The organism is Caballeronia sp. 11_S32, assembly GCF_056930355.1.
Map to the genome: position 1 here is coordinate 480456 of NZ_JBXOWH010000001.1, position 19981 is coordinate 500436.

The 19981-nt window shown below is 61.7% G+C and carries 15 protein-coding genes and 1 pseudogene; 9 read left to right on the top strand and 7 right to left on the bottom strand.

The annotated features are described in order from the left end of the window. Positions 1–7: 7 nt before the first annotated feature. On the bottom strand, positions 8–1036 hold the full coding sequence (locus tag AC1Z32_RS02240) for a zinc-dependent alcohol dehydrogenase family protein (protein ID WP_483477077.1): 1029 nt from the start codon (positions 1034–1036) through the stop codon (positions 8–10). A 100-nt stretch (positions 1037–1136) separates the two neighbouring features. On the opposite strand from AC1Z32_RS02240, the gene AC1Z32_RS02245 reads away from it, so the two are divergent. The 4 genes from AC1Z32_RS02245 to AC1Z32_RS02260 all read left to right on the top strand — a co-directional run bounded on the left by AC1Z32_RS02245 (position 1137) and on the right by AC1Z32_RS02260 (position 6323). Next, complete coding sequence (locus tag AC1Z32_RS02245; protein WP_483477078.1) at positions 1137–2003, top strand: LysR family transcriptional regulator; 867 nt, start codon at positions 1137–1139, stop codon at positions 2001–2003. 333 nt (positions 2004–2336) lie between these two features. Next, positions 2337–2792, top strand: coding sequence for a (2Fe-2S)-binding protein (locus tag AC1Z32_RS02250; RefSeq protein ID WP_483477079.1), 456 nt, complete (start codon positions 2337–2339; stop codon positions 2790–2792). A gap of 1 nt (position 2793) precedes the next feature. Continuing rightward, positions 2794–5025: a xanthine dehydrogenase family protein molybdopterin-binding subunit gene (locus AC1Z32_RS02255; RefSeq protein ID WP_483477080.1), complete on the top strand. Its 2232-nt coding sequence runs from the start codon at positions 2794–2796 to the stop codon at positions 5023–5025. 11 nt (positions 5026–5036) lie between these two features. After that, on the top strand, positions 5037–6323 hold the full coding sequence (locus AC1Z32_RS02260) for a c-type cytochrome (RefSeq protein ID WP_483477081.1): 1287 nt from the start codon (positions 5037–5039) through the stop codon (positions 6321–6323). 38 nt (positions 6324–6361) lie between these two features. On the opposite strand, the gene AC1Z32_RS02265 is transcribed toward AC1Z32_RS02260, so the two are convergent. Further along, positions 6362–6631, bottom strand: a complete 270-nt coding sequence (locus AC1Z32_RS02265) for a DUF1488 family protein (RefSeq protein ID WP_483477082.1) — start codon at positions 6629–6631, stop codon at positions 6362–6364. A gap of 452 nt (positions 6632–7083) precedes the next feature. Between AC1Z32_RS02265 and AC1Z32_RS02270 the strand changes: the two genes are divergently transcribed. Together AC1Z32_RS02270 and AC1Z32_RS02275 are read left to right on the top strand one after the other, a co-directional pair. After that, a complete protein-coding gene (locus AC1Z32_RS02270; RefSeq protein WP_483477083.1) occupies positions 7084–7524 on the top strand; it encodes a DUF3331 domain-containing protein in 441 nt (146 codons plus the stop codon). Between the two features lie 305 nt (positions 7525–7829). Then, positions 7830–8378 (top strand): H-NS histone family protein, encoded by a 549-nt coding sequence (locus AC1Z32_RS02275; RefSeq protein ID WP_483477084.1) that lies wholly within the window; start codon positions 7830–7832, stop codon positions 8376–8378. A 12-nt stretch (positions 8379–8390) separates the two neighbouring features. Here the strand turns inward: AC1Z32_RS02275 and AC1Z32_RS02280 are convergent, their stop codons facing one another. The 4 genes and pseudogenes from AC1Z32_RS02280 to AC1Z32_RS02295 form a co-directional block, all read right to left on the bottom strand. After that, positions 8391–9863 (bottom strand): amidase, encoded by a 1473-nt coding sequence (locus AC1Z32_RS02280; protein WP_483477085.1) that lies wholly within the window; start codon positions 9861–9863, stop codon positions 8391–8393. 27 nt (positions 9864–9890) lie between these two features. Beyond that, on the bottom strand, positions 9891–10850 hold the full coding sequence (locus AC1Z32_RS02285; protein ID WP_483477086.1) for an LLM class oxidoreductase: 960 nt from the start codon (positions 10848–10850) through the stop codon (positions 9891–9893). 5 nt (positions 10851–10855) lie between these two features. After that, a pseudogene (gene mnmC2 / locus AC1Z32_RS02290) lies at positions 10856–11566 on the bottom strand (tRNA (5-methylaminomethyl-2-thiouridine)(34)-methyltransferase MnmC2); the annotation flags it as partial. A 3-nt stretch (positions 11567–11569) separates the two neighbouring features. Next, complete coding sequence (locus tag AC1Z32_RS02295; RefSeq protein WP_483477087.1) at positions 11570–12277, bottom strand: YceH family protein; 708 nt, start codon at positions 12275–12277, stop codon at positions 11570–11572. A 430-nt stretch (positions 12278–12707) separates the two neighbouring features. On the opposite strand from AC1Z32_RS02295, the gene AC1Z32_RS02300 reads away from it, so the two are divergent. Both AC1Z32_RS02300 and AC1Z32_RS02305 read left to right on the top strand, forming a co-directional pair. Next, on the top strand, positions 12708–14180 hold the full coding sequence (locus tag AC1Z32_RS02300; protein ID WP_483477088.1) for a circularly permuted type 2 ATP-grasp protein: 1473 nt from the start codon (positions 12708–12710) through the stop codon (positions 14178–14180). A gap of 63 nt (positions 14181–14243) precedes the next feature. After that, on the top strand, positions 14244–15260 hold the full coding sequence (locus AC1Z32_RS02305; protein ID WP_483477089.1) for an alpha-E domain-containing protein: 1017 nt from the start codon (positions 14244–14246) through the stop codon (positions 15258–15260). Between the two features lie 10 nt (positions 15261–15270). On the opposite strand, the gene AC1Z32_RS02310 is transcribed toward AC1Z32_RS02305, so the two are convergent. Beyond that, a complete protein-coding gene (locus AC1Z32_RS02310; protein ID WP_483477090.1) occupies positions 15271–16341 on the bottom strand; it encodes a zinc-binding metallopeptidase family protein in 1071 nt (356 codons plus the stop codon). Positions 16342–16515: 174 nt separating this feature from the next. On the opposite strand from AC1Z32_RS02310, the gene AC1Z32_RS02315 reads away from it, so the two are divergent. Next, complete coding sequence (locus AC1Z32_RS02315; RefSeq protein WP_483477091.1) at positions 16516–19950, top strand: transglutaminase family protein; 3435 nt, start codon at positions 16516–16518, stop codon at positions 19948–19950. Positions 19951–19981: the final 31 nt, after the last annotated feature.

Below are 19981 nucleotides of genomic sequence, written 5' to 3' on the forward strand. Positions count from 1 at the left end.
CGGGGAGTTATCTTAGCTGAGCCTTAGGGCCGTTCGCGCCGTTATTGTTATCGATATCGACGACGATCTTGCCGCGCGCCGTGCCGTCCGCAAGCGCTTCGTAAGCGTCTTCCGCGCTGTGCAGATCGAAGCGCCTTGCATCGACGCGCGGTGCGAGCTCGCCTGCTTCCGCAAGCCGCGTGGCTTCGCGCAGCATCTCGCCGTGATGCGCGCGATGCTGGCCCATCAACAGCGGATACAACGTGAACACGCCGGAATAGCTTGCCTCGCGAAACGAAAGTGGCGCGAGCGCATGAGTGCCCCATCCCAACGCGCTGACTACATGACCGAAGTGTCTGACCGCTGCAAACGAGGCATCGAGCGAAGCGCCGCCCACCGTATCGACCACGAGATCGAAGCCCGAACCGTTCGTATGCGCCGCGACATATTGCTCGACGCTCATCGCGCGATAGTCGATCGGCACCGCGCCGAGACTCTCGATGTAGGCGTGGTCGCGCTCGCTTGCGGTCGCGAACACATGCGCGCCGAGTGCCCGTGCGAGTTGCACCGACACGTGACCGACACCGCCCGCGCCGCCTTGCACGAGAACCGTTTGTCCCGCCTGCACATGCGCGCGATCGAAGATGCCCGCATAAGACGTGATGAACGCGAGCGGCAATGCGGCGGCGCTGCGCATCGACAGATTCGCGGGCTTGTGGGCGATAAGCGCGGCGTCGACCGAGGCGTATTGCGCGAGCGAACCCTGAATGCCGCCGACACCGCCCGTCATGCCGTATACCGCATCGCCGGGTCTGAATGTATCGACGCCCGCACCGACCGCTTCGACGATACCGGCCATATCGATGCCGAGCACGAGCGGCAGCGGATGCTTTGCATGAGCCGCCGCGCCCGCGCGAATCTTCGTGTCGAGCGGATTGAGTCCGCTCGCGGCGATACGCACGAGAACCTCACCCGGCCGGGGCTCGGGCCGCTCGATCTCGACGAGTTCGAGCGGGCCGTTGTGGCGATCGAGAACGAGTGCTTGCATGGTGGACATCGAAGGCTCCGAAAAGATTGAACGTCGATAGCGATGCGTTCATACTCCGCCATGCACGCAAGCATGTAAATCGACACTTTTGCACGGTAGTCATACGAATATGAATGGGCCGAATCTCGAATGGAGCGACGTGCGCGTCTTTCTCGCCATTGCACGTAATGGCACGCTGGGCGCGGCCGCGAGGATGATCGGCCAGACGCAGCCGACGATGGGACGCCGCCTGCGCGCGCTCGAGGAAGCGCTGGGCCATGTGCTGTTCCAGCGCACGAGCGACGGTTTCGTGCTCACTGACGAAGGCTCGGCCGTGCTTGCCTATGCCGAGCGCATGGAGGAAGAGGCACTCGGCTTCATGCGCGCATTGGCCGGGCAGGACGCCAGGCTGACCGGGTTGCTGCGCGTTTCATCATCGGACTGGTTTGGCGTGCATGTGCTCACGCCGGTATTCGCGCGCTTTCTCGCGAAGCATCCGGAAGTATCGATCGAACTCGTCACCGATGCGCGACGCTATGACCTCGCGCGGCGCGAGGCGGATCTCGTGTTTCGCATCGTCCCGTTCGATGAGCCGGATGTCATGCAGCGCAAGCTGATGCATATCGATTACGCGTTGTATGGCCGCGCCGATCTCGTTCCGCCCGAAGCGGGCAACGGAGAAAGGCAGAGGCTTATCAGCATGGATAGCGCGTTCGAACGATTACCGGATGTGGCTTGGGTCAAGCGCATGCTGCCCGCAGCGAAGATCGTTTTCGGCAGCAATAATCGCGACGCGCAGGCCCACATGTGCGCGCAAGGCGCAGGCTTCGCAGTTCTGCCATGCCCGCTCGGCGATGCCGATGCACGTCTCGCGCGCTTCGATCTCGGCGAAGCCCCACCCGGACGCGACGTATGGCTGGGTTATCACCGCGACCTGAAGCGCGTCGCGCGCTTGCGTGCGTTGCTGGATGAAACGATCGCGGCGCTCGGCAGTTGATAACTTTCAAATAGACGGACAGAAAAGGCGCAATGTCCTTATCGATTTGCGATGCAACTAACTGTCGATTTCACTAAGCCCCATCAACACGACTCCCGCTTCCTTTAAAGCAAATAGCAAAGCAAGCATTCAGCCGGACCTTTAGGCAATCCATCGAATAGAAAAGGACACGCACCAATCTGGAACGCGATAAGCAAAGCTATCTGTAAGCACCCGTCGTTCAAGCTCGATTTATTAAGCGGCGCTACAATCCCGATGCCTCAAAGCTGACTGTCCCCACGCAGTCCGCCATTTGCGATATCCGCACATACCATCCAGAAGCCGGAGCCGCTCATGACCACGCTTTCCATCAACGGCCAGAACCATACGATCGATGCGCCGCCCGATATGCCTCTCCTTTGGGTATTGCGCGACATCGTCGGACTGACCGGAACCAAATTCGGCTGCGGCATTGCGCAATGCGGCGCGTGCACCGTTCATCTCGATGGCGTCGCGGTTCGTTCATGTGTTTTACCGATCGCGGCAGTAGGCGATCGCAAAGTGACGACGATCGAAGGTGTCGGAGCCACACCTGCGGGCAAGAAAGTGCAGGAAGCATGGCGTCAACTCGACGTCGTGCAATGCGGTTATTGTCAGTCCGGGCAAGTGATGTCCGCGGCTGCATTGCTCACGACCGTCCCCAATCCCGACGACTCGGATATCGATGCGGCAATGGCGGGCAATATCTGCCGCTGCGGTACTTATCATCGCATCCGCGCCGCCATCAAGCAGGCCGCGAAGGAGGCGTGAGATGTCGCAAGGACTGATCGAAGCGGGACGTCATGCGGCTCGCAAGGAATTTTCGCGTCGTGCATTCCTCAAGCTCGGAGTGAGCGCGGGCGTTGCCGCAAGCGGCGGATTGCTGATCGGCTTCAGCTTGCCCGCTGCGAGTCAGGATCAGGGCAAAGGCAAATCCGTGATCGGCGGCGATGGCATCGAGACGCCGCAAGACGGCGTATTCGCACCGAATGCATTCGTGCAGATCGACAAAAGCGGCAAGGTCGTGCTGATCATGCCGAAGGTCGAGATGGGTCAGGGCGTCTATACCGCGCTGCCGATGTTGATTGCCGAAGAACTCGATGTGCCGCTCGACAGCGTCACCATCGATCACGCGCCGCCCAATGAGAAGCTATTCACGGACCCATTGTTGGGCGGCCAGCTGACGGGCGGCTCGACTTCCGTGCGCTATGCATGGGAACCGTTGCGCAAGGCGGGCGCCGCCGCGCGCATGATGCTCGTCGCGGCGGCGGCGCAGCAGTGGCAATGCGATCCGTCGTCTTGTCAGGCACAAGCGGGCAAGGTGATGCATGCATCGGGCGATCGCAGCGCAAGTTATGGCGATCTCGCCGAAGCCGCCGCGAAATTACCGGTGCCGCAAGACATCAAGCTCAAGGATCACAAGGAGTTCAAGATCGTCGGCACGCCGGTGAAGCGTCTCGATTCGCCGGAAAAAGTGGACGGCAGCGCGGTGTTCGGCCTAGACGTGCGCCTGCCCGGCATGGTGTACGCCGCGATCGTCAATTGCCCGGTATTCGGCGGCACGCTCGCCTCAGTCGACGATAGCAACGCGAAGAAGATTCCCGGCGTGCGTCAGGTCGTGAAGTTCGACAACGGCGTCGCGGTGATCGGCGATCATACGTGGGCCGCCAAACGAGGCGCGGCTGCGTTGCAGATTCAATGGAACGAAGGACCGGGCGCGAAGGTATCGACGAAGCAGATCGTCGATGACATGGCGAACGCGTCGCAGCGCGCGGGCGCGGTCGCGCGCAAGGACGGCGATGTGAACAATGCGTTCTCGAATGCGAAGACGCGTGTCGATGCTATCTACGTCCAGCCGCTTCTCGCGCATGCGACCATGGAGCCGGTCAACTGCACCGTGCATGTTCGCCCCGATGGCTGCGATATCTGGCTCGGCACGCAAGTGCCCACGCGCATTCGCGATGCAGGCATGAAAGCGACGGGCTTGCCAGCCGAGAAGATCGTCGTGCATAACCATCTGCTCGGCGGCGGCTTCGGCAGGCGCCTCGAATTCGATATGGCCACGCAGGCGCTCAAGATCGGCAAGGCCCTCGGCGTGCCGGTCAAGGTGACATGGTCGCGCGAAGAAGATATTCAGCACGACATGTATCGCCCGTGCTATTACGACAGGCTATCCGCCGGACTCGATGCGAACGGCAAGCCGATTGCGTGGACACATCGCATCGTGGGGTCGTCGGTGCTCGCGCGTTTTGCGCCGCCCGCGGTGAAGGACGGAGTCGATCCCGATGCGGTGGAAGTCGCATCCGATCTTCCCTACGATCTGCCCAACCAGCTCGTCGATTACGTGCGGCTCGAACCGCATGATGTGCCCACCGCGTTCTGGCGCGGTGTGGGCCCGACGCGCGGAACCTTCGTCGTTGAAAGCTTCATCGACGAACTGGCGGCGCAAGCGAAAGTGGATCCCGTCAAATACAGACGCGATCTGCTCGGCAAGTCGCCGCGTGCGCGCAATGTGCTGGATGTCGCGACACAGGCGGCAGGCTGGGGGCAGGCCTTGCCGCAAGGACAAGGACGCGGCGTTTCAGTGATGCACGCATTCGGCAGCTTCTTTGCGATCGTCGCGGATGTCGCTGTCGACAAGGACGGCGCGGTGAAGGTGAACCGCATCGTATGCGCGGTGGATTGCGGCATGGTCGTGAATCCCAATACCGTCGAAGCGCAAGTGCAGGGCGGCATCATCTTCGGCATTACCGCCGCGCTCTATAGCGAAATCACCATCAAGGACGGACGCGTCGAGCAAAGCAATTTCACCGATTATCGAATGCTGCGCATTCACGAAACGCCGCCGGTGGAAGTGCACATCGTCAAGAGCACCGAGGCGCCCGGCGGCATCGGTGAACCGGGCACGGCGGCGCTCGCGCCCGCCATCACCAATGCGATCCATGCCGCGACGGGCAAGCGACTGAGGCAGTTACCCGTAGGCGATCAATTGCGTAGCGCTTGAGGAGGCCGTCCATGAAGAACGCATTCAAGCCGCTCTTTGCAGCGCTGATCGGTGCAGGTATCGCGTTTGGCATGATGTCTTCCGCAAGCGCCGCCGATGATACACTCGTCGCGCGCGGCGCGTACCTCGCCAAAGCCGGCGATTGCATTGCCTGCCATTCCGCGCCGCGCGGCAAGCCACTCGCCGGCGGCTTGCCGATGATGACGCCGCTGGGCGCGATCTACACGACCAATATCACGCCTGACGCTGAGACTGGCATCGGCCACTATACGGAAGAGGATTTTGCGCGCGCACTGCGCGAAGGCGTGGCAAAGGACGGCCACAATCTTTATCCGGCGATGCCTTATCCGTCGTACGCGAAGATCAACGACGAGGACATGCATGCGCTCTACGCGTACTTCATGCATGGTGTAGCTCCGGTCAAGCAGGCCAATCGCGAGCCGGACATCAAATGGCCGATGAACATGCGCTGGCCATTGAAGTTATGGAATGCGGTCTTTCTCGACAAAGGCGCTTATCAGAACAAGGCCGGAAAAGATGTCGCCTGGAATCGCGGCGCTTATCTGATTCAGGGGCTCGGGCATTGCGGATCGTGTCACACGCCGCGCGGCATCGCGTTTCAGGAAAAAGGGCTGGACGAGAGCAGCAGCACCTATTTGACGGGCGGCCTGCTCGATAACTGGTTCGCGTCCAATCTGACCGGTGAACACAACACGGGGCTCGGACGCTGGTCCGAGCAGGACGTCGCGACCTTTTTGAAGACCGGCGCGAACGCGCATGCGTCGGCATTCGGCTCGATGACGAGCGTGATCAATAACAGCACACAGGAATTGACCGACGCGGATATCGCCGCAATGGCGCGTTACCTCAAATCATTGCCCGCGGCGGGCGGCAATGGCGGCGCGCCGTATTCGTATGACCCGAAGGCCACGAAGGTATCGCTGACGCGTCCGGCCGCAAACGACACGGGCGCGCGCGTCTACACGGCCTATTGCATGCATTGCCACGGCGTGGACGGACGCGGCTTCGCGCCGATGCTCGCGCCGCTCGCCGGCAATCCGAATGTGCTGGAGAGAGATGCGTCGTCGCTCATCAACGTAACGCTGAACGGCACCGGTGACCTCGTTCTTCATGGCGTGCCCGCGCCTTATCCGATGCCGCGTTATGCACCGGTGCTGAGCGATCAGCAGATCGCAGACGTGCTCACGTTCATTCGCGGCGCCTGGAACAACGGCGCGCCGGCGGTTCAGACCGAGGATGTGGCCAAGATGCGCAAGGCGACGCAGGCGGCGCGTTGATCGCGCCGCTCAGTGCCGCATTTGCAATAGCGGACGCATCAGGAAGAAAAATCGATGACGTCCAGATGAACAGAATTGGACGGATGCGCAAGAAACTTTCGATGCACGCGCGCGCTGATGCGCTCGTAGCCATCGCTCAGTGCTTTCAGCAAACGCTCGTCGCTCGCCCCTGTCGGTGCCCAGAAGCACTGCTCCAACGCCTTGCGCGTGATGTTGCATGGAATCGCCCGCTCCCGGGAGAACGCGATAAAGCTGACGGAGGCGCGGTCCGCCGAGATGGTGGCATCGATCGAGAGCTTGCTTGTCATGATTCGACAGGAGAAATCCGGTTTACTCGTTTTTATTGTGTCAGAAATCGACGAGTTCGCGCATCCTCGAATAAGCGCGAAACGTGCGCAAACGGTCAAATGAGGCTGTTCGCCCGGGCTTTGTTGTCTCGACGAGACTCGAACAGTGGGGCACCGCACAAACGTATGAATATTCAATCGAACGTTCGTTCGATTGAATGAACTGTTAAGCGCTGTCTAGTTTTCGACCCACCGCCGCAATTGCGCAAGCCACAGTTGACGCACCTGTTCAAGCTCGTCCAGGAAAAATGAAAAGAAAAGCATGCTCAGGTGTACTACTCTAGGAACGATCATCCGAAGCGGCGCGGCACACCGGCTCAGGAAATGGGACGTGCGGCGCATTCCCGGAACTCCATCGGCAACGTCCGCCCGACTTCTGTTACGGCGCGCGTTGTCGCCAGCAGGAGCGGAACATGAAGCATCCATCATTGATGGATCCCTGGAGCCGTACCCTGGCAATGCTCGATAGCCGTTCGAGCCGGCCGTCGGAAGTGAACGAGAAACTAGCGTTGATGTCACGATCGCTCGTGCACAATCTGCCGGGCAAGAGCATCTGCGCCGGTCCGGGCGAAGGCCATTGCGTCAATATTCGCGTGCTGGAGCGCCTGAGCGATTCCACGCTGGCGCTATCTTGGCACGATCCCACTTCATTCAATTACTCGGAACAGGTCTGGGCGCTTTGCACCGCCCGCAAGCGCGGAACATGCGCATTGAGCGGGCAGGCGATCAGGCGCGGGCAACCGGTTTATCGGCCCAGGCGGGTCGGCAGCTCGGTTCCGCTCAATAGCGGTGCGATGATTCTCGCGCTTGCGCTGACACCGGCTGAACAGGAAGCGAGCCTCGTTTCCGAATGATTACCTGAAGACTCGCAGGACGCGTGCGCAATGCATGCGTTTCGTCATCGCGTGCGCCAGCGCAGTCGCGAGCGCCGCTGTTGCATGAACACGCGATGACAATTTCATCGGCATGGGTGATATCGCGTGAACCGGACGAATGCATCAAACCCGAACAGGGCAATCGTGCTGATGATATGCGCCTTTGGAAATTGAAGTATTCAAAGGAAATGTTTTGCACAAGAGTGCTTATGATCGACGTTATCCCTACAAGATATGTCCGTGCATCGGAGTTCAGGCGTAGAGCCACGATCTAGGGAGGAAAAATGGCCACACTGGAACAATTGGAAAGCCAGATTGAAAAACTGCAGCGCCGGGCGGATGCATTGCGGGAAAGAAAGTCAGCGGAGGTGATCGCCAAAATTCGCGCGATGATGGACGAATTCGGCTTGACCACAGCCGATCTCGCCAAGGCCGGCTTAGGGGCGGCGAAAAAGCGAGGGCGTCCGTCCGGTTCAAAAAATGCCGGCTCAAAGAAAGGTGCAACCGGGTCGAAGCTGCCGCCGAAGTACCGCGACCCGGTATCGGGCGCAACCTGGAGTGGTCATGCGCGCCCGCCCGCATGGATCAAGGATGCGCCGGACCGCAGCGCATATCTGATCGATGGCGCGGACGGTACTGCAACTGCGAAGAGCGCCGCGGCAAAGAAAGGAGCGGCAAAGAAAGGGGCGCGGCGACCACGCGCGGCATCGGCATCGCGCGCCGCGGGTGCGAAGCGGGCCACTAGAAGCGCGGCAAAGAAATCCTCGAAACGCGCTGGCCGCACGACCGTCAAGAAAACCGCGCGCAAGAATGCGCAAGACGCCGCGGCCTGAAACTCGCGTGCTTTAGTCGAGCAAAGGACTGCGCGCGCCGGAAAATCCGCTCGCGCGATCGTACGCGAGCCCGATTTGCAGGACGCCCAGATCGCATTGTGTCGGCCCGATGATCTGCAACCCGGCTGGCAGACCGCCTGGGCCGAAGCCGGCTGGCGCGCTCAGCGCGGGCAGCGAAGCCATCGTTGCAGGAACGACGGTTTCCATCCAGCGATGATAGGTATCCATCTCCTGACCAGCGATGACATGAGGCCAGTCCAGTCCGGCGTCGAATGGAAACACTTGTGCCGAAGGCAGGACCAGATAATCGAAGCGATCGAATAGCGCGTTGATCGCCTGATACCACGCCGCGCGATTGCGAACGGCGCGCGAAACATCTTCTCCGGTCAACTTCAGGCCTCGCTCTATTTCCCATATCGCTTCGGGCTTGAGCAACTTGCGCTTCGCGTCATCGCGATACAGCGACGCATTGGTGCCGGAGAACGTGAGGCTGCGCAGATCGATCCAGGCATCCCAGAGGCGGTCGAGATCGAAATCGACCTTGGCCGCATCGACGGTGCAGCCCGCCGTTTCCAAGTGACGCAGCGCCGATACATACGTGTCCATCAAACCCGCTTCAAGCGGCAAGCGTCCATTCAAATCGCCGAGCCATCCGATGCGCGTGCCGCGCATGTCGCGTTCGAGGGAACCGGCGAAATCCGAAGGATTGTCGCTTCTGCGCGATAGCGGCGCGCGCGCATCGAAACCCGCCTGCACGGACAACAGCAAGCCGAGATCCGGAACGTTTCGCGCGATGGGACCAGCGACACTGAATTGCTGAAAGAAAACATCGTCGCTGGGCGCATAAGGCACGCATCCCGGCGTCGTGCGAAAGCCGAAAACATTGTTGAATGCGGCCGGCGTGCGCAACGAGCCCATCATGTCCGAGCCGTCCGCGCATGGAAGCATGCGCAATGCGACGGACACGGCCGCGCCGCCACTGCTGCCGCCCGCCGAGCGCGATGGATCGAAAGCATTGCGCGTCGTGCCATAGACCGGGTTATAGGTATGGCCGCCGAGGCCGAACTCCGGCGAATTCGTGCGGCCCACGAAGATCGCGCCCGCCACGCGCATGCGCTCGAACACGACCGCGTCGACCTGCGTGACTTCGCCTGCATAGATGGGCGAGCCTTTCGTCGTCACCATGCCGGCGACGGGCAAGATGTCCTTGGGCGCCTGCGGAAAGCCGTGCAAAGGCCCGAGGCTTTCGCCTTTGGATAACTGTGCGTCGCGCTCGGCGGCAAGGGCGTTCAATGCATCGCGATTCTGCAGCGCGACGATTGCATTGACGGCCGGATTCATGCGATCGATCTGCGCAAGATAGGCGTTCATCACTTCGACGCACGAGACGTCGCGTGCGTGAATCGCGCGGGAAAGCTCGACGGCATCGAGCGAAAGGATATCGTCGGGCAGCGAGGAAGCGGAGTTTGCGTCGAGTGCGGTCATGGTCTTGTCGTGAATGAACGAGCGGATTCAGCGATGAAACTCGGGAAGCACATAGGCAGCGACTTCTTCGATGATATCGCGCGCGGGCCGTCGTTCCGAACTGATGTTGAGCGTGACGTGATGCGTGCCGCTCTCGCGCATGTCCTGCAGCAGGGACGCCAGCGCGTGACGCCCGGTGCGATAGCCAAGCGGGATATCCGTTGCGGGCTCGTTTGCATCGTCACCGAGATCGAGCCGCATCGCGACGCCGAATGCACGAAAGGCGCCCGATGCCGCGCGCTCGACGGCCGCGCGCCACATGCCGTAACGGCCGCGTTGCGCTAGCGGCTCGCGATGATAAGTCATCCAACCGAGCGAATGACGCGCTATCCAGTCCACGCTCTGACCGCCCGAACCGACCGCGAGCATTGGAATGGATGTGGCCTGACGCGGCAAGAGAAAGAACTCGGGCGTGCCTTCGGGGGCGCTGTCGGGAATCACGCGAGAGGGCACGGTGACGGCAGCGGCGAGCGTTTCCCAATGCTGCCGATACAGGTCGCGTCGTTCGTCGGGATTTCGGCCGAATGCGGCGTATTCCGCAGGACGATCGCCTGAACCGACGCCGAGGATGAAGCGTCCGCGAGAGAGTGTGTTGACGGAGATCGCGGCCTTCGCGACATGAAGCGGATGTCTGAGCGTCAGCACGATCGCGCCGCTGATGAGCGCGACACGCTCCGTGTTCGATGCGAGCGCCCCGAGCAGCACCCACGGATCGAGATGTCCGACCGGATCGGGATAATCGATGCTGTTGAGCGGCACGTCGCGAACCCAGAGCGCGGTATAGCCGAGTTGATCAGCGAGCCGCGCAAGCGCGATTTGCTCGCTGTAGTCGACGATGCTTTGATTCTCGTCCGTGATCGGCAGCGTGATGCCGATGGAAAGCTTGTCCTCTTCGAATACGGCTTTCGCGATCGGGGACGATGCCACGGTGTTATCGCTTGCGGTCATGAGCGCTTGCCGACGAGCATCGCGCGCTTGCCGCCGAAGCCCGCGACCTTGCGATACTCGAAGCCGTTTTCAAGGAGCGCGCGTTTGACTTCGCCCGCGCTGGTGTACGTGGCGAACGTCGCGTCGTGCGCGGCGATGCGTGCGAGCGAGGCGAAGATGGCGGGGGTCCACATGTCCGGGTTTTTGGCGGGCGCGAAACCGTCGAGATAGATGGCGTCCGCCGTGACGCGATGGTCGGCGAGGCGATGCAGAACATCGGCTGCATCACCGAAAGCGAGCGTCAATGTAATCATGCCGGCATCGAACGCAAGCTGATGCATACCTGCTTCGAGCGGCGGCCATGCCGAGACGAGCGACGCGGCGAGCGGGACGATAGCGGAATCGTCGATGATCATGGCATGGGCGCGGCTCAAATCGTCCGCGCTGAACGGATGCTTTTCTATCGAGATGAATTCGAGCATCGTCGCGCGATATGCGTCTTCCCGCCATGCGGCCCATGTCGCAAGAAAATTGATGCCCATGCCGAACCCGGTCTCGAGCACGATGAAACGTTTGCGGGCGCGCCAACGCGCGGGCAGGCCGTTGCCGTGGAGAAATACATGACGCGCCTGAGCCAGCGCGCCCGCCGCGCTGTGATAGATATCGTCGTGACGCGGCGAATACGGCGTGCCGTCGTCGCGAAACACGAGCGATGCCGATGTCAGCAGCGCATCCATGACTCAGGCGTCGGACGACGGCTCATCCAGCGTAATGCCCAGTTCACCTGCCATGCGCTCAACCATTGCGCGCAGTTGCGCGACTTCGTGAGCAAGGCGTTTTTGCTCCGACTTCAGTGCTTCGAATTCGGACAGCGAAAACGATTCGCCGCCTTGCGATTCGCGCAAAGGCATATCGCTTATGCTGACTTCACCGCAGAGCAGATGCATCCAGCGGCTTTCACGCTCGCCGGGCGTGCGCGGCAGCTTCACGACACGCGGCGGATCGTTCTCGGCGAGCTCGTCGAGAAAGCTTTCGACCGATGATATGTCCGCAAACGAATGCAGCCTCGCGCTGTTCGCGCGCAATTCCGCCGCCGTTTGCGGACCGCGCAGAAACAGCGTCGCGAGCAGCGCAACGGACTGGCTCGGCACGCCGAGCACGCGGTTCACGTTATGCTCGAAGCGCGGGACACGGCTGCTGCTGCCCTCGATAACGAGGCTTAAGCGCTTGAGTCCATCGATGGTCGTCAGCACTTCGTCCTCGCTGACGTTCATGACAGGCGAGCGCGCGGTCTTCTGATTGCAGCCCGAAGTTAGGGAATTCAACGAAAGAGGATAAGTGTCCGGCACGGTATGCTGCTTTTCGACGAGCACGCCCAGCACGCGTGCCTCGAGAGGCGTGAGTTCGCGCAGGGCGGGACGGGGTGCGGCTTCGGAAGGCGTATTCATATGCGTGGTGACGTGCGGTGAGACGCCTATGATACCGGTGCCGCGAGGCGTTCCTGTATTTCGCGCACCGTCGTGCAGCATGAAACCGATCCTCAAGCTGTGCAGGCGCCTGAGACGATGCGTCGTTTTGGTGCAAGCGCGTGGTTCAATCCTGTTCAAACGCGCGTTTCGCAAGGAGGCAGATCACATAAGACATTGGCATTGAAGTTGCTTTTTCTGATTCGGCACTGGGCTGCCCACGCAATCGATGCTTCACACGAAACGGTGTGAAAGATATCAGAGCATCGCGCTTCGAGGTCGCCTATCGACGTGTCCGCAATGCGGGGCACGCCGCGTCTTTCGGGCTCTTCAGGCGTCTTGCGAGTGCAACCAGGAATACGAGCGAAGGGGAATCGCCACCCCGGCATGCACTTCATATGGAAGACCGGTTATGACGCAAGCATTCTTCAATGAGATGTTCGAGCGCAGCGATCTGGAGGCGCGCGGCCTGCCGGCGGCGGCGTTTCGTGCCGTGGGCGATCCTCGCACGCATTACCGCGATTTCATGATCTGGCTCTCGGCGCAAAGCGAGCAGCAGATCGATATCAAGCGCGCGCAAGCGGATCTCAACTTCAGGCGCGTCGGCATAACATTCGCGGTTTATGGAACGAGCGATCTGCCGGGCATCATTCCTGAGCGCACCATTCCCTTCGATGTCATCCCGCGCATCTTTCCCGCCGACGAGTGGCGCGCATTGGAGCGCGGCCTGCGGCAACGCGTGAACGCGCTCAACCGCTTCATCCACGACATCTATCACGAGCAGGACATCATTCGCGCGGGCATCATTCCTGAGGCGCAGATTCTCGGCAACGCGCAGTATCGTCCGGAAATGCGCGGCGTCAATGTCGCGCGGGATATCTACGCGCATATCGCGGGCATCGATATCGTGCGCGCGGGACAAGGCGAGTTCTATGTGCTCGAGGATAACCTGCGCGTTCCGTCAGGCGTGTCGTATATGCTCGAAAACCGCAAGATGATGATGCGGCTCTTTCCCGATCTCTTCGCGCGCAACCGTGTCGCGCCGGTCGCGCATTATCCGGACTTGCTGCTCGATACCTTGCGTGCCGCCGCGCCCGCCGCAGCGGAGAACCCGACCATCGTCGTCATGACGCCGGGCATGTATAACTCGGCTTATTTCGAGCACGCGTTTCTCGCGCAGCAAATGGGCGTCGAACTCGTCGAGGGGCAGGATCTCTTTGTCGAGAACGACTATCTGTATATGCGCACGACGCAAGGGCCGCAACGCGTCGATGTGATCTATCGCCGCATCGACGACGATTTTCTCGATCCGCTCGTGTTTCGTCCGGACTCCGCGCTCGGCGTGCCCGGTTTGATCGGCGCCTATCGCGCGGGCAATGTCTCGCTGTGCAATGCGGTGGGCACGGGAATCGCGGACGATAAATCGATCTATCCCTACGTGCCGGACATGGTGCGTTTCTATCTCGGCGAAGAGCCGATCCTCAACAACGTGCCGACGTGGATGTGCCGCAAGCCCGACGATCTCAGGTATGTGCTCGATCACTTGCCAGAGCTCGTCGTGAAGGAGACGCACGGCGCGGGTGGTTACGGAATGCTGGTCGGGCCTGCGTCGACGGCGGCGCAGATCGCCGAGTTCCGCGCGGTGCTCGAAGCGCATCCGGAGAAATACATCGCCCAGCCGACGCTCGCATTGTCCACATGCCCGACTTATGTCGAAGCGGGCATTGCGCCGCGTCATATCGATCTGCGTCCGTTCGTGTTATCGGGCAATGAAGTGCGGATGGTTCCAGGCGGCCTGACGCGCGTGGCGTTGCGCGAAGGCTCGCTCGTCGTGAATTCTTCGCAGGGTGGCGGCACGAAGGATACGTGGGTGCTGGAGCGCTGAAAAAAGACAAGCTGAAGCAGGCAATGCGGTCGTAAAGACAAAGATAAACAACCGGGAACACCCATGCTGAGCCGTACCGCGGATCATCTCTTCTGGATGGCGCGCTATACCGAACGCGCCGAAAACACCGCCCGGATGCTCGATGCGAACTATCAGCTCTCGCTCCTGCCGCAGTCCGATGAATATGCGGAGTTGGGCTGGCGCGCGATGCTGTCGATATCGGAACTGAGCGGCATCTATTCCGCTGCGCATCACGGCATGAAAAGCCGCGACGTGATCGACTTCATGGCGCGCGATCTGACCAATCCGTCATCGATAGTCAGTTGTTTGCGAGCCGCGCGTGAAAACGCCCGCGCCGTGCGCAGCTCGACCAATAGCGAGCTATGGGAATCGCTCAACACGACGTGGCTCGACTGTCAGCGCATGCTCGCCGATGGCATTCTCGAGCGCGAGCCTTATACGTTCTTCGAATGGGTGAAGTTCCGTTCGCATCTCTCGCGTGGCGTGCAGCTCGGCACGCTCGTCAAGGACGATGCCTTCTACTTCATGCGGCTCGGGACATTCATCGAACGTGCGGACAATACGGCGCGCATTCTCGACGTGAAGTTCGAAATGATGGAGCAACGCGCCGATACCTCCGCACAACCGTTCGATTATCACCATTGGGTCGCCGTGCTCGGTTCGGTGTCGGGTCTGGAGGTGTATCGCAGGGTTTATCGCGATGTCATCACGTCGGAACGTGTCGCGGGGCTGCTGATTCTCTATGGCGACTGGCCGCGCTCGCTCGCGGCGAGCATCGCGGAAGTGGAGCAGTTGATCGGGCAGGTGACGAAGGGGCGCGATACGGAAGCGGCACGTCTTGCGGCGCAACTGAGCGCGGAGCTGAAGAACGGGCGCATCGGCGACATCCTCAAAGGCGGGCTGCACGCTTATCTCGTGGATTTCCTCGCGCGTGTGAATGATCTCGCTGGCCGCGTGAGCCGCGAGTTCCTGTTGCCGATCGCGCCTGAAGAACCCGCCGCGCCGGAGCCGACGCAGTCGCAGTCGCAATCGCAATCGCAATCACAAGGCACGGCCTGAGCGCGTGCAATCAGCGCTTGGCAGCCGCCGCGACGACGCGATGAACGAAGCGCAATTTGTCGATGACCGCGGGCGCGAGCGTGAACGGATAGCCGTCCGGCATGCCGAGGCTGCGGTTGAGGCTGTTCAGCACATAAGTGAGAGGAAACCAGCGTTTCATGAGGTTATCGAACGTGGTTTCCTCGACCGGTGTCTGGTCGGTAAGCGTGGGCTCGTGCGGGCTGTCGGGCACGAGCACGAGACCGCACGATACCGCGGTGTCGAGCGTGTCGACGATATGCAGGTAATGCGCCCACGTCTCCGCCCAGTCTTCCCATGGATGCACCGTGGCGTAGGCGCTGATGAAGTTGTCCTCCCAACGCACGGGCGGACCTTCCTGGTAGTGGCGATCGAGCGCGGCGGCATAGTCGGCTTGTTCATCGCCGAAAGCGGTGCGAAACGGCGCGATGCGCGCAGTGTCGGCGATCAGCCGGTCGAAGAAATAGTGCCCGGATTCATGACGGAAATGACCGAGCAAGGTGCGGTAAGGCTCGTGAAGCGCGGAGCGTGTCTTCTCTCGATGGGCGTCGTCGGCCTCGGCGATGTTGAGTGTGATGATGCCGTTGTTATGCCCCGTCGTCACGCCGTGGCCTTGGGCGTCGCCTTCGAGGAACTGGAATTCGAGGCCGCGTTCGGGATCGTCCTGACGGGATATCACGGGCAGCCCCAGTTCCGAGAATGTGTAGAGCAGCCGGCGCTTGGCGGCCTCGATGCGATACCAGAAGAGACGGTTCTCCGGATTCGAAAGGTTGGGAATGGTGCTCGTCAACTGGCAGGAGCAGCAGAGCGTCTCGGGCGTACCGGTATCGGGCGCGGGCACCATCCAGTTGCAGACGTTCTCGACCGCATAGTTATGGCACGGCCGGTAAAGAACATCTTTCGCGAGCGGATGCAGGCTGCGCCAGCGGCCGTCACCGGTCTGGTCGAAAGCGCTGATCTGATTGATGTCGGGCACGTAGCCGAGCAGCGCGCCGCAGCTTTCGCAATGCGTGTTTTCGAAAAACACCAGCTGGTTGCAGCGATTGCAGTGAAAGGTCTTCATCGTGTGGTCGGCGGAAGTGTTGTCGCGCGATGTGGCGCGCGTGCTGTCGGCTGTGCAGCCGCAAACATCGTGCCGCATATCGTGCAGGGAAAGAGGCGTTTTTTCCATGACAAACAGAAAACGCGTTGCAGCGCGTGTCGCGCGCACGGCGTCATTTGAACAAAGGAGTCAGGTGTGTCCATACGTGTCGCGTTGAACCATGTCACGCATTATCGTTACGACCGGTTCGTCGGTCTGTCTCCGCAAGTCGTGCGTTTGCGCCCGGCGCCGCATTGCCGCACGCCAATCTTGTCCTATTCGATGCGCGTCGAGCCGGAGGATCATTTCATCAACTGGCAGCAGGACGCGTTCGCGAACTATCAGGCGCGCCTCGTCTTCCCCGAGAAAACGCGCGAATTCAAGGTGACGGTCGATCTCGTCGCCGAAATGGCCGTCTATAACCCGTTCGATTTCTTTCTCGAACCGTCGGCCGATGACTTCCCGTTCACCTATGCGCCCGAGTTGCTGCACGATCTTGCGCCCTACATGGTCAAGCGCGAGCCGACCCCGCGCTTTGCGGCGTTCGTCGAAAGCATCGATCTTTCGCCGCGCGGCACGGTGGATTTTCTCGTGGAGCTCAATCAGCGGCTCGCGCATGAAATCCGCTATCTGATCCGCATGGAGCCGGGCGTGCAGACGCCGGAAGAAACGCTGGAAAGCGCGGCGGGCTCGTGCCGCGATTCGGGCTGGCTGCTCGTCGAGACGCTGCGTCATCTCGGTCTCGCGGCGCGCTTCGTGTCGGGCTATCTGCTGCAACTTGCGCCGGATACGAAATCGCTCGATGGTCCGAGCGGCGCCGAAGTGGATTTCACCGATCTGCACGCGTGGTGCGAAGTGTTTCTGCCGGGCGCGGGCTGGATCGGTTTCGACCCAACGTCGGGCCTGCTCGCGGGCGAGGGGCATATTCCCGTCGCGTGCACGCCGGAGCCGGACAGCGCGGCGCCGGTTTCCGGCGCGGTGGACCCATGCGAAGTCGAGTTCGTGCACACGATGTCGATCGAGCGCGTGCTCGAAACGCCGCGCGTGACGAAGCCATACAGCGAGGAGGACTGGAGCGCGATGCTGCGCATGGGCGCGCAGGTGGATGCGCGGCTGAATGCATCCGACGTGCGCCTCACGATGGGCGGCGAGCCGACCTATGTGTCGGTGCGGGACCGCGACGCGCCAGAATGGAACACCGATGCGCTCGGCCCGACGAAGCGCGCCTACGCCGTCTCGCTGATGGACAAGCTGCGCGCGCAGTACGGAGCGCGCGGCTTTCTGCATATCGGGCAGGGCAAGTGGTATCCGGGCGAGCAGTTGCCGCGCTGGGCGCTGTCGCTGTTCTGGCGCGCGGATGGGGAGCCGTGCTGGCACAATCCGGCGCTCTTCGCGGACGAGCGCCAGCCCGCGTCGTACACGTCGGACGACGCCGCGCGTTTCATTCGCCATCTCGCGGGCAAGCTGTCTTTGGATTCAAAATACATTCAACCGGCATACGAGGACACCTGGTACTACCTCTGGCGCGAGCGGCGCCTGCCGGTGAACGTCGATCCTTTCGACTCGCGTCTCGACGACGAACTGGAGCGCGTGCGCCTGCGCCGCGTGTTCGACGCCGGCCTGCCGTCCGTCACCGGCTACGTGCTGCCGATCTCGCGCGAAGGCGGCCCGGCAATGCAGCCGGAGCGCTGGACGAGCGGGCCGTGGTTCTTCCGCGACGAGCGCATGTACCTGATTCCGGGCGATTCGCCGATGGGCTATCGCCTGCCGCTCGACTCGCTGCCGTGGGTGTCGGAGGGCGACTACCCGTGGCAGCACGCGCACGATCCGTTCGGCCCGTCGGCGCCGCTGCGGACCGCAACGGAATTACGCATGCAATATGCCGATCTGAATAATGAATCACGCATGCAAAATGCCGATGCGGGCGGCACGCGCCACGCCATGAGGGCGGGGGAAGCGCGGGAGCGCATGCCCGAGCGCGGCGAGTCGGCCGGCTGGATCGCGCGCACGGCGTTGTGCGTGGAAGCGCGCGACCCTGCGCGCGCGGCCGGTCCGAAAGCGGAAGCCGATGCGCTGGACAAGCTCGGCAGCGGCAACAAGCTCATGCACGTGTTCATGCCGCCGCTCACCGAGGTCGATGACTATCTCGATCTGCTCGCCGCCATCGAGGCGACCGCCGCCGATCTCGAGATTCCGGTCATCATCGAAGGTTATCCGCCGCCGCGCGACGCGCGCCTCAAGATGCTGCAGGTGACGCCGGACCCCGGCGTGATCGAGGTGAACATTCATCCGGCGGCGAACTGGAACGATCTCGTCGAGCACACCGAGTTTCTCTACAACGCGGCCCACGAGTCATATCTGAGCCCGGAGAAGTTCATGCTCGACGGCCGGCATACCGGCACGGGCGGCGGCAATCACTTCGTGCTCGGCGGCGCGACGCCCGCCGACAGCCCGTTCCTGCGCCGCCCCGATCTGCTCGCGAGTCTGATCGCGTACTGGCATAACCATCCGTCGTTGTCGATGCTGTTTTCAGGGCTTTTCATCGGACCGACGAGCCAGGCGCCGCGCGTCGACGAAGCGCGCAACGATCAGGTGTATGAACTCGAAATCGCGTTCGCCGAATTGCAGCGTCAACTCGACCTGCTCGGCGGGCGCGGCAATGCGACCGTGCCGCCGTGGCTCATCGACCGGATTCTGCGCAACATCCTCATCGACGTGACGGGCAACACGCATCGCGCGGAGTTCTGCATCGACAAGCTGTATTCGCCCGATGGCGCGACGGGGCGCCTCGGCCTGCTGGAACTGCGGGGCTTCGAAATGCCGCCGCATGCGCGCATGAGTCTCGTGCAACAGCTGCTGTTGCGTGCGCTCGTCGCGCGTTTCTGGGAGACGCCCTATACCGCGCGCCTCACGCGCTGGGGCACCGAGCTGCACGACCGCTTCATGCTCGGCACTTTCGTGCAGATGGATTTCGACGACGTCCTCGCCGAATTGCGCGATGCGGGTTTCGCATTCGAACGAGGCTGGTTCGCGCCGCACTTCGAGTTCCGCTTTCCGATCGTGGGCGCATACGATACGAACGGCATCGCGCTGACGATCCGCAACGCGCTGGAACCGTGGCATGTGATGGGCGAAGAAGGCGCGATAGGCCGCACGGTGCGTTATGTGGATTCGTCGGTCGAACGCCTCGAAGTGCGTGTGCTCGGCCTGAACGGCAATCGTCATGTCGTGACCGTGAACGGCGAGGCGCTGCCCTTGCAGCCGACGGGACGCGTCAGCGAATACGTCGCGGGCGTGCGTTTTCGCGCGTGGGCGCAGGCGGCGTCGCTCCATCCGACCATCGGCGTGCATGCGCCGCTCACTTTCGATATCGTCGATACGTGGACGGGACGCGCGATCGGCGGTTGCCAGTATCACGTCGCGCATCCGGGCGGGCGCAACTATCAGACCTTCCCGGTCAACGCCTATGAAGCTGAAAGCCGCAGGCGCGCGCGATTCTTCGCGACAGGCCACACGCCGGGCGCCGCGCAAGTCGAAGCGCGCGAACGCAGCTTCGAATTTCCGTTCACGCTCGACCTGCGCTATGGTTGAAGTGCAATCATCATTCGAATAAAGAACCGAG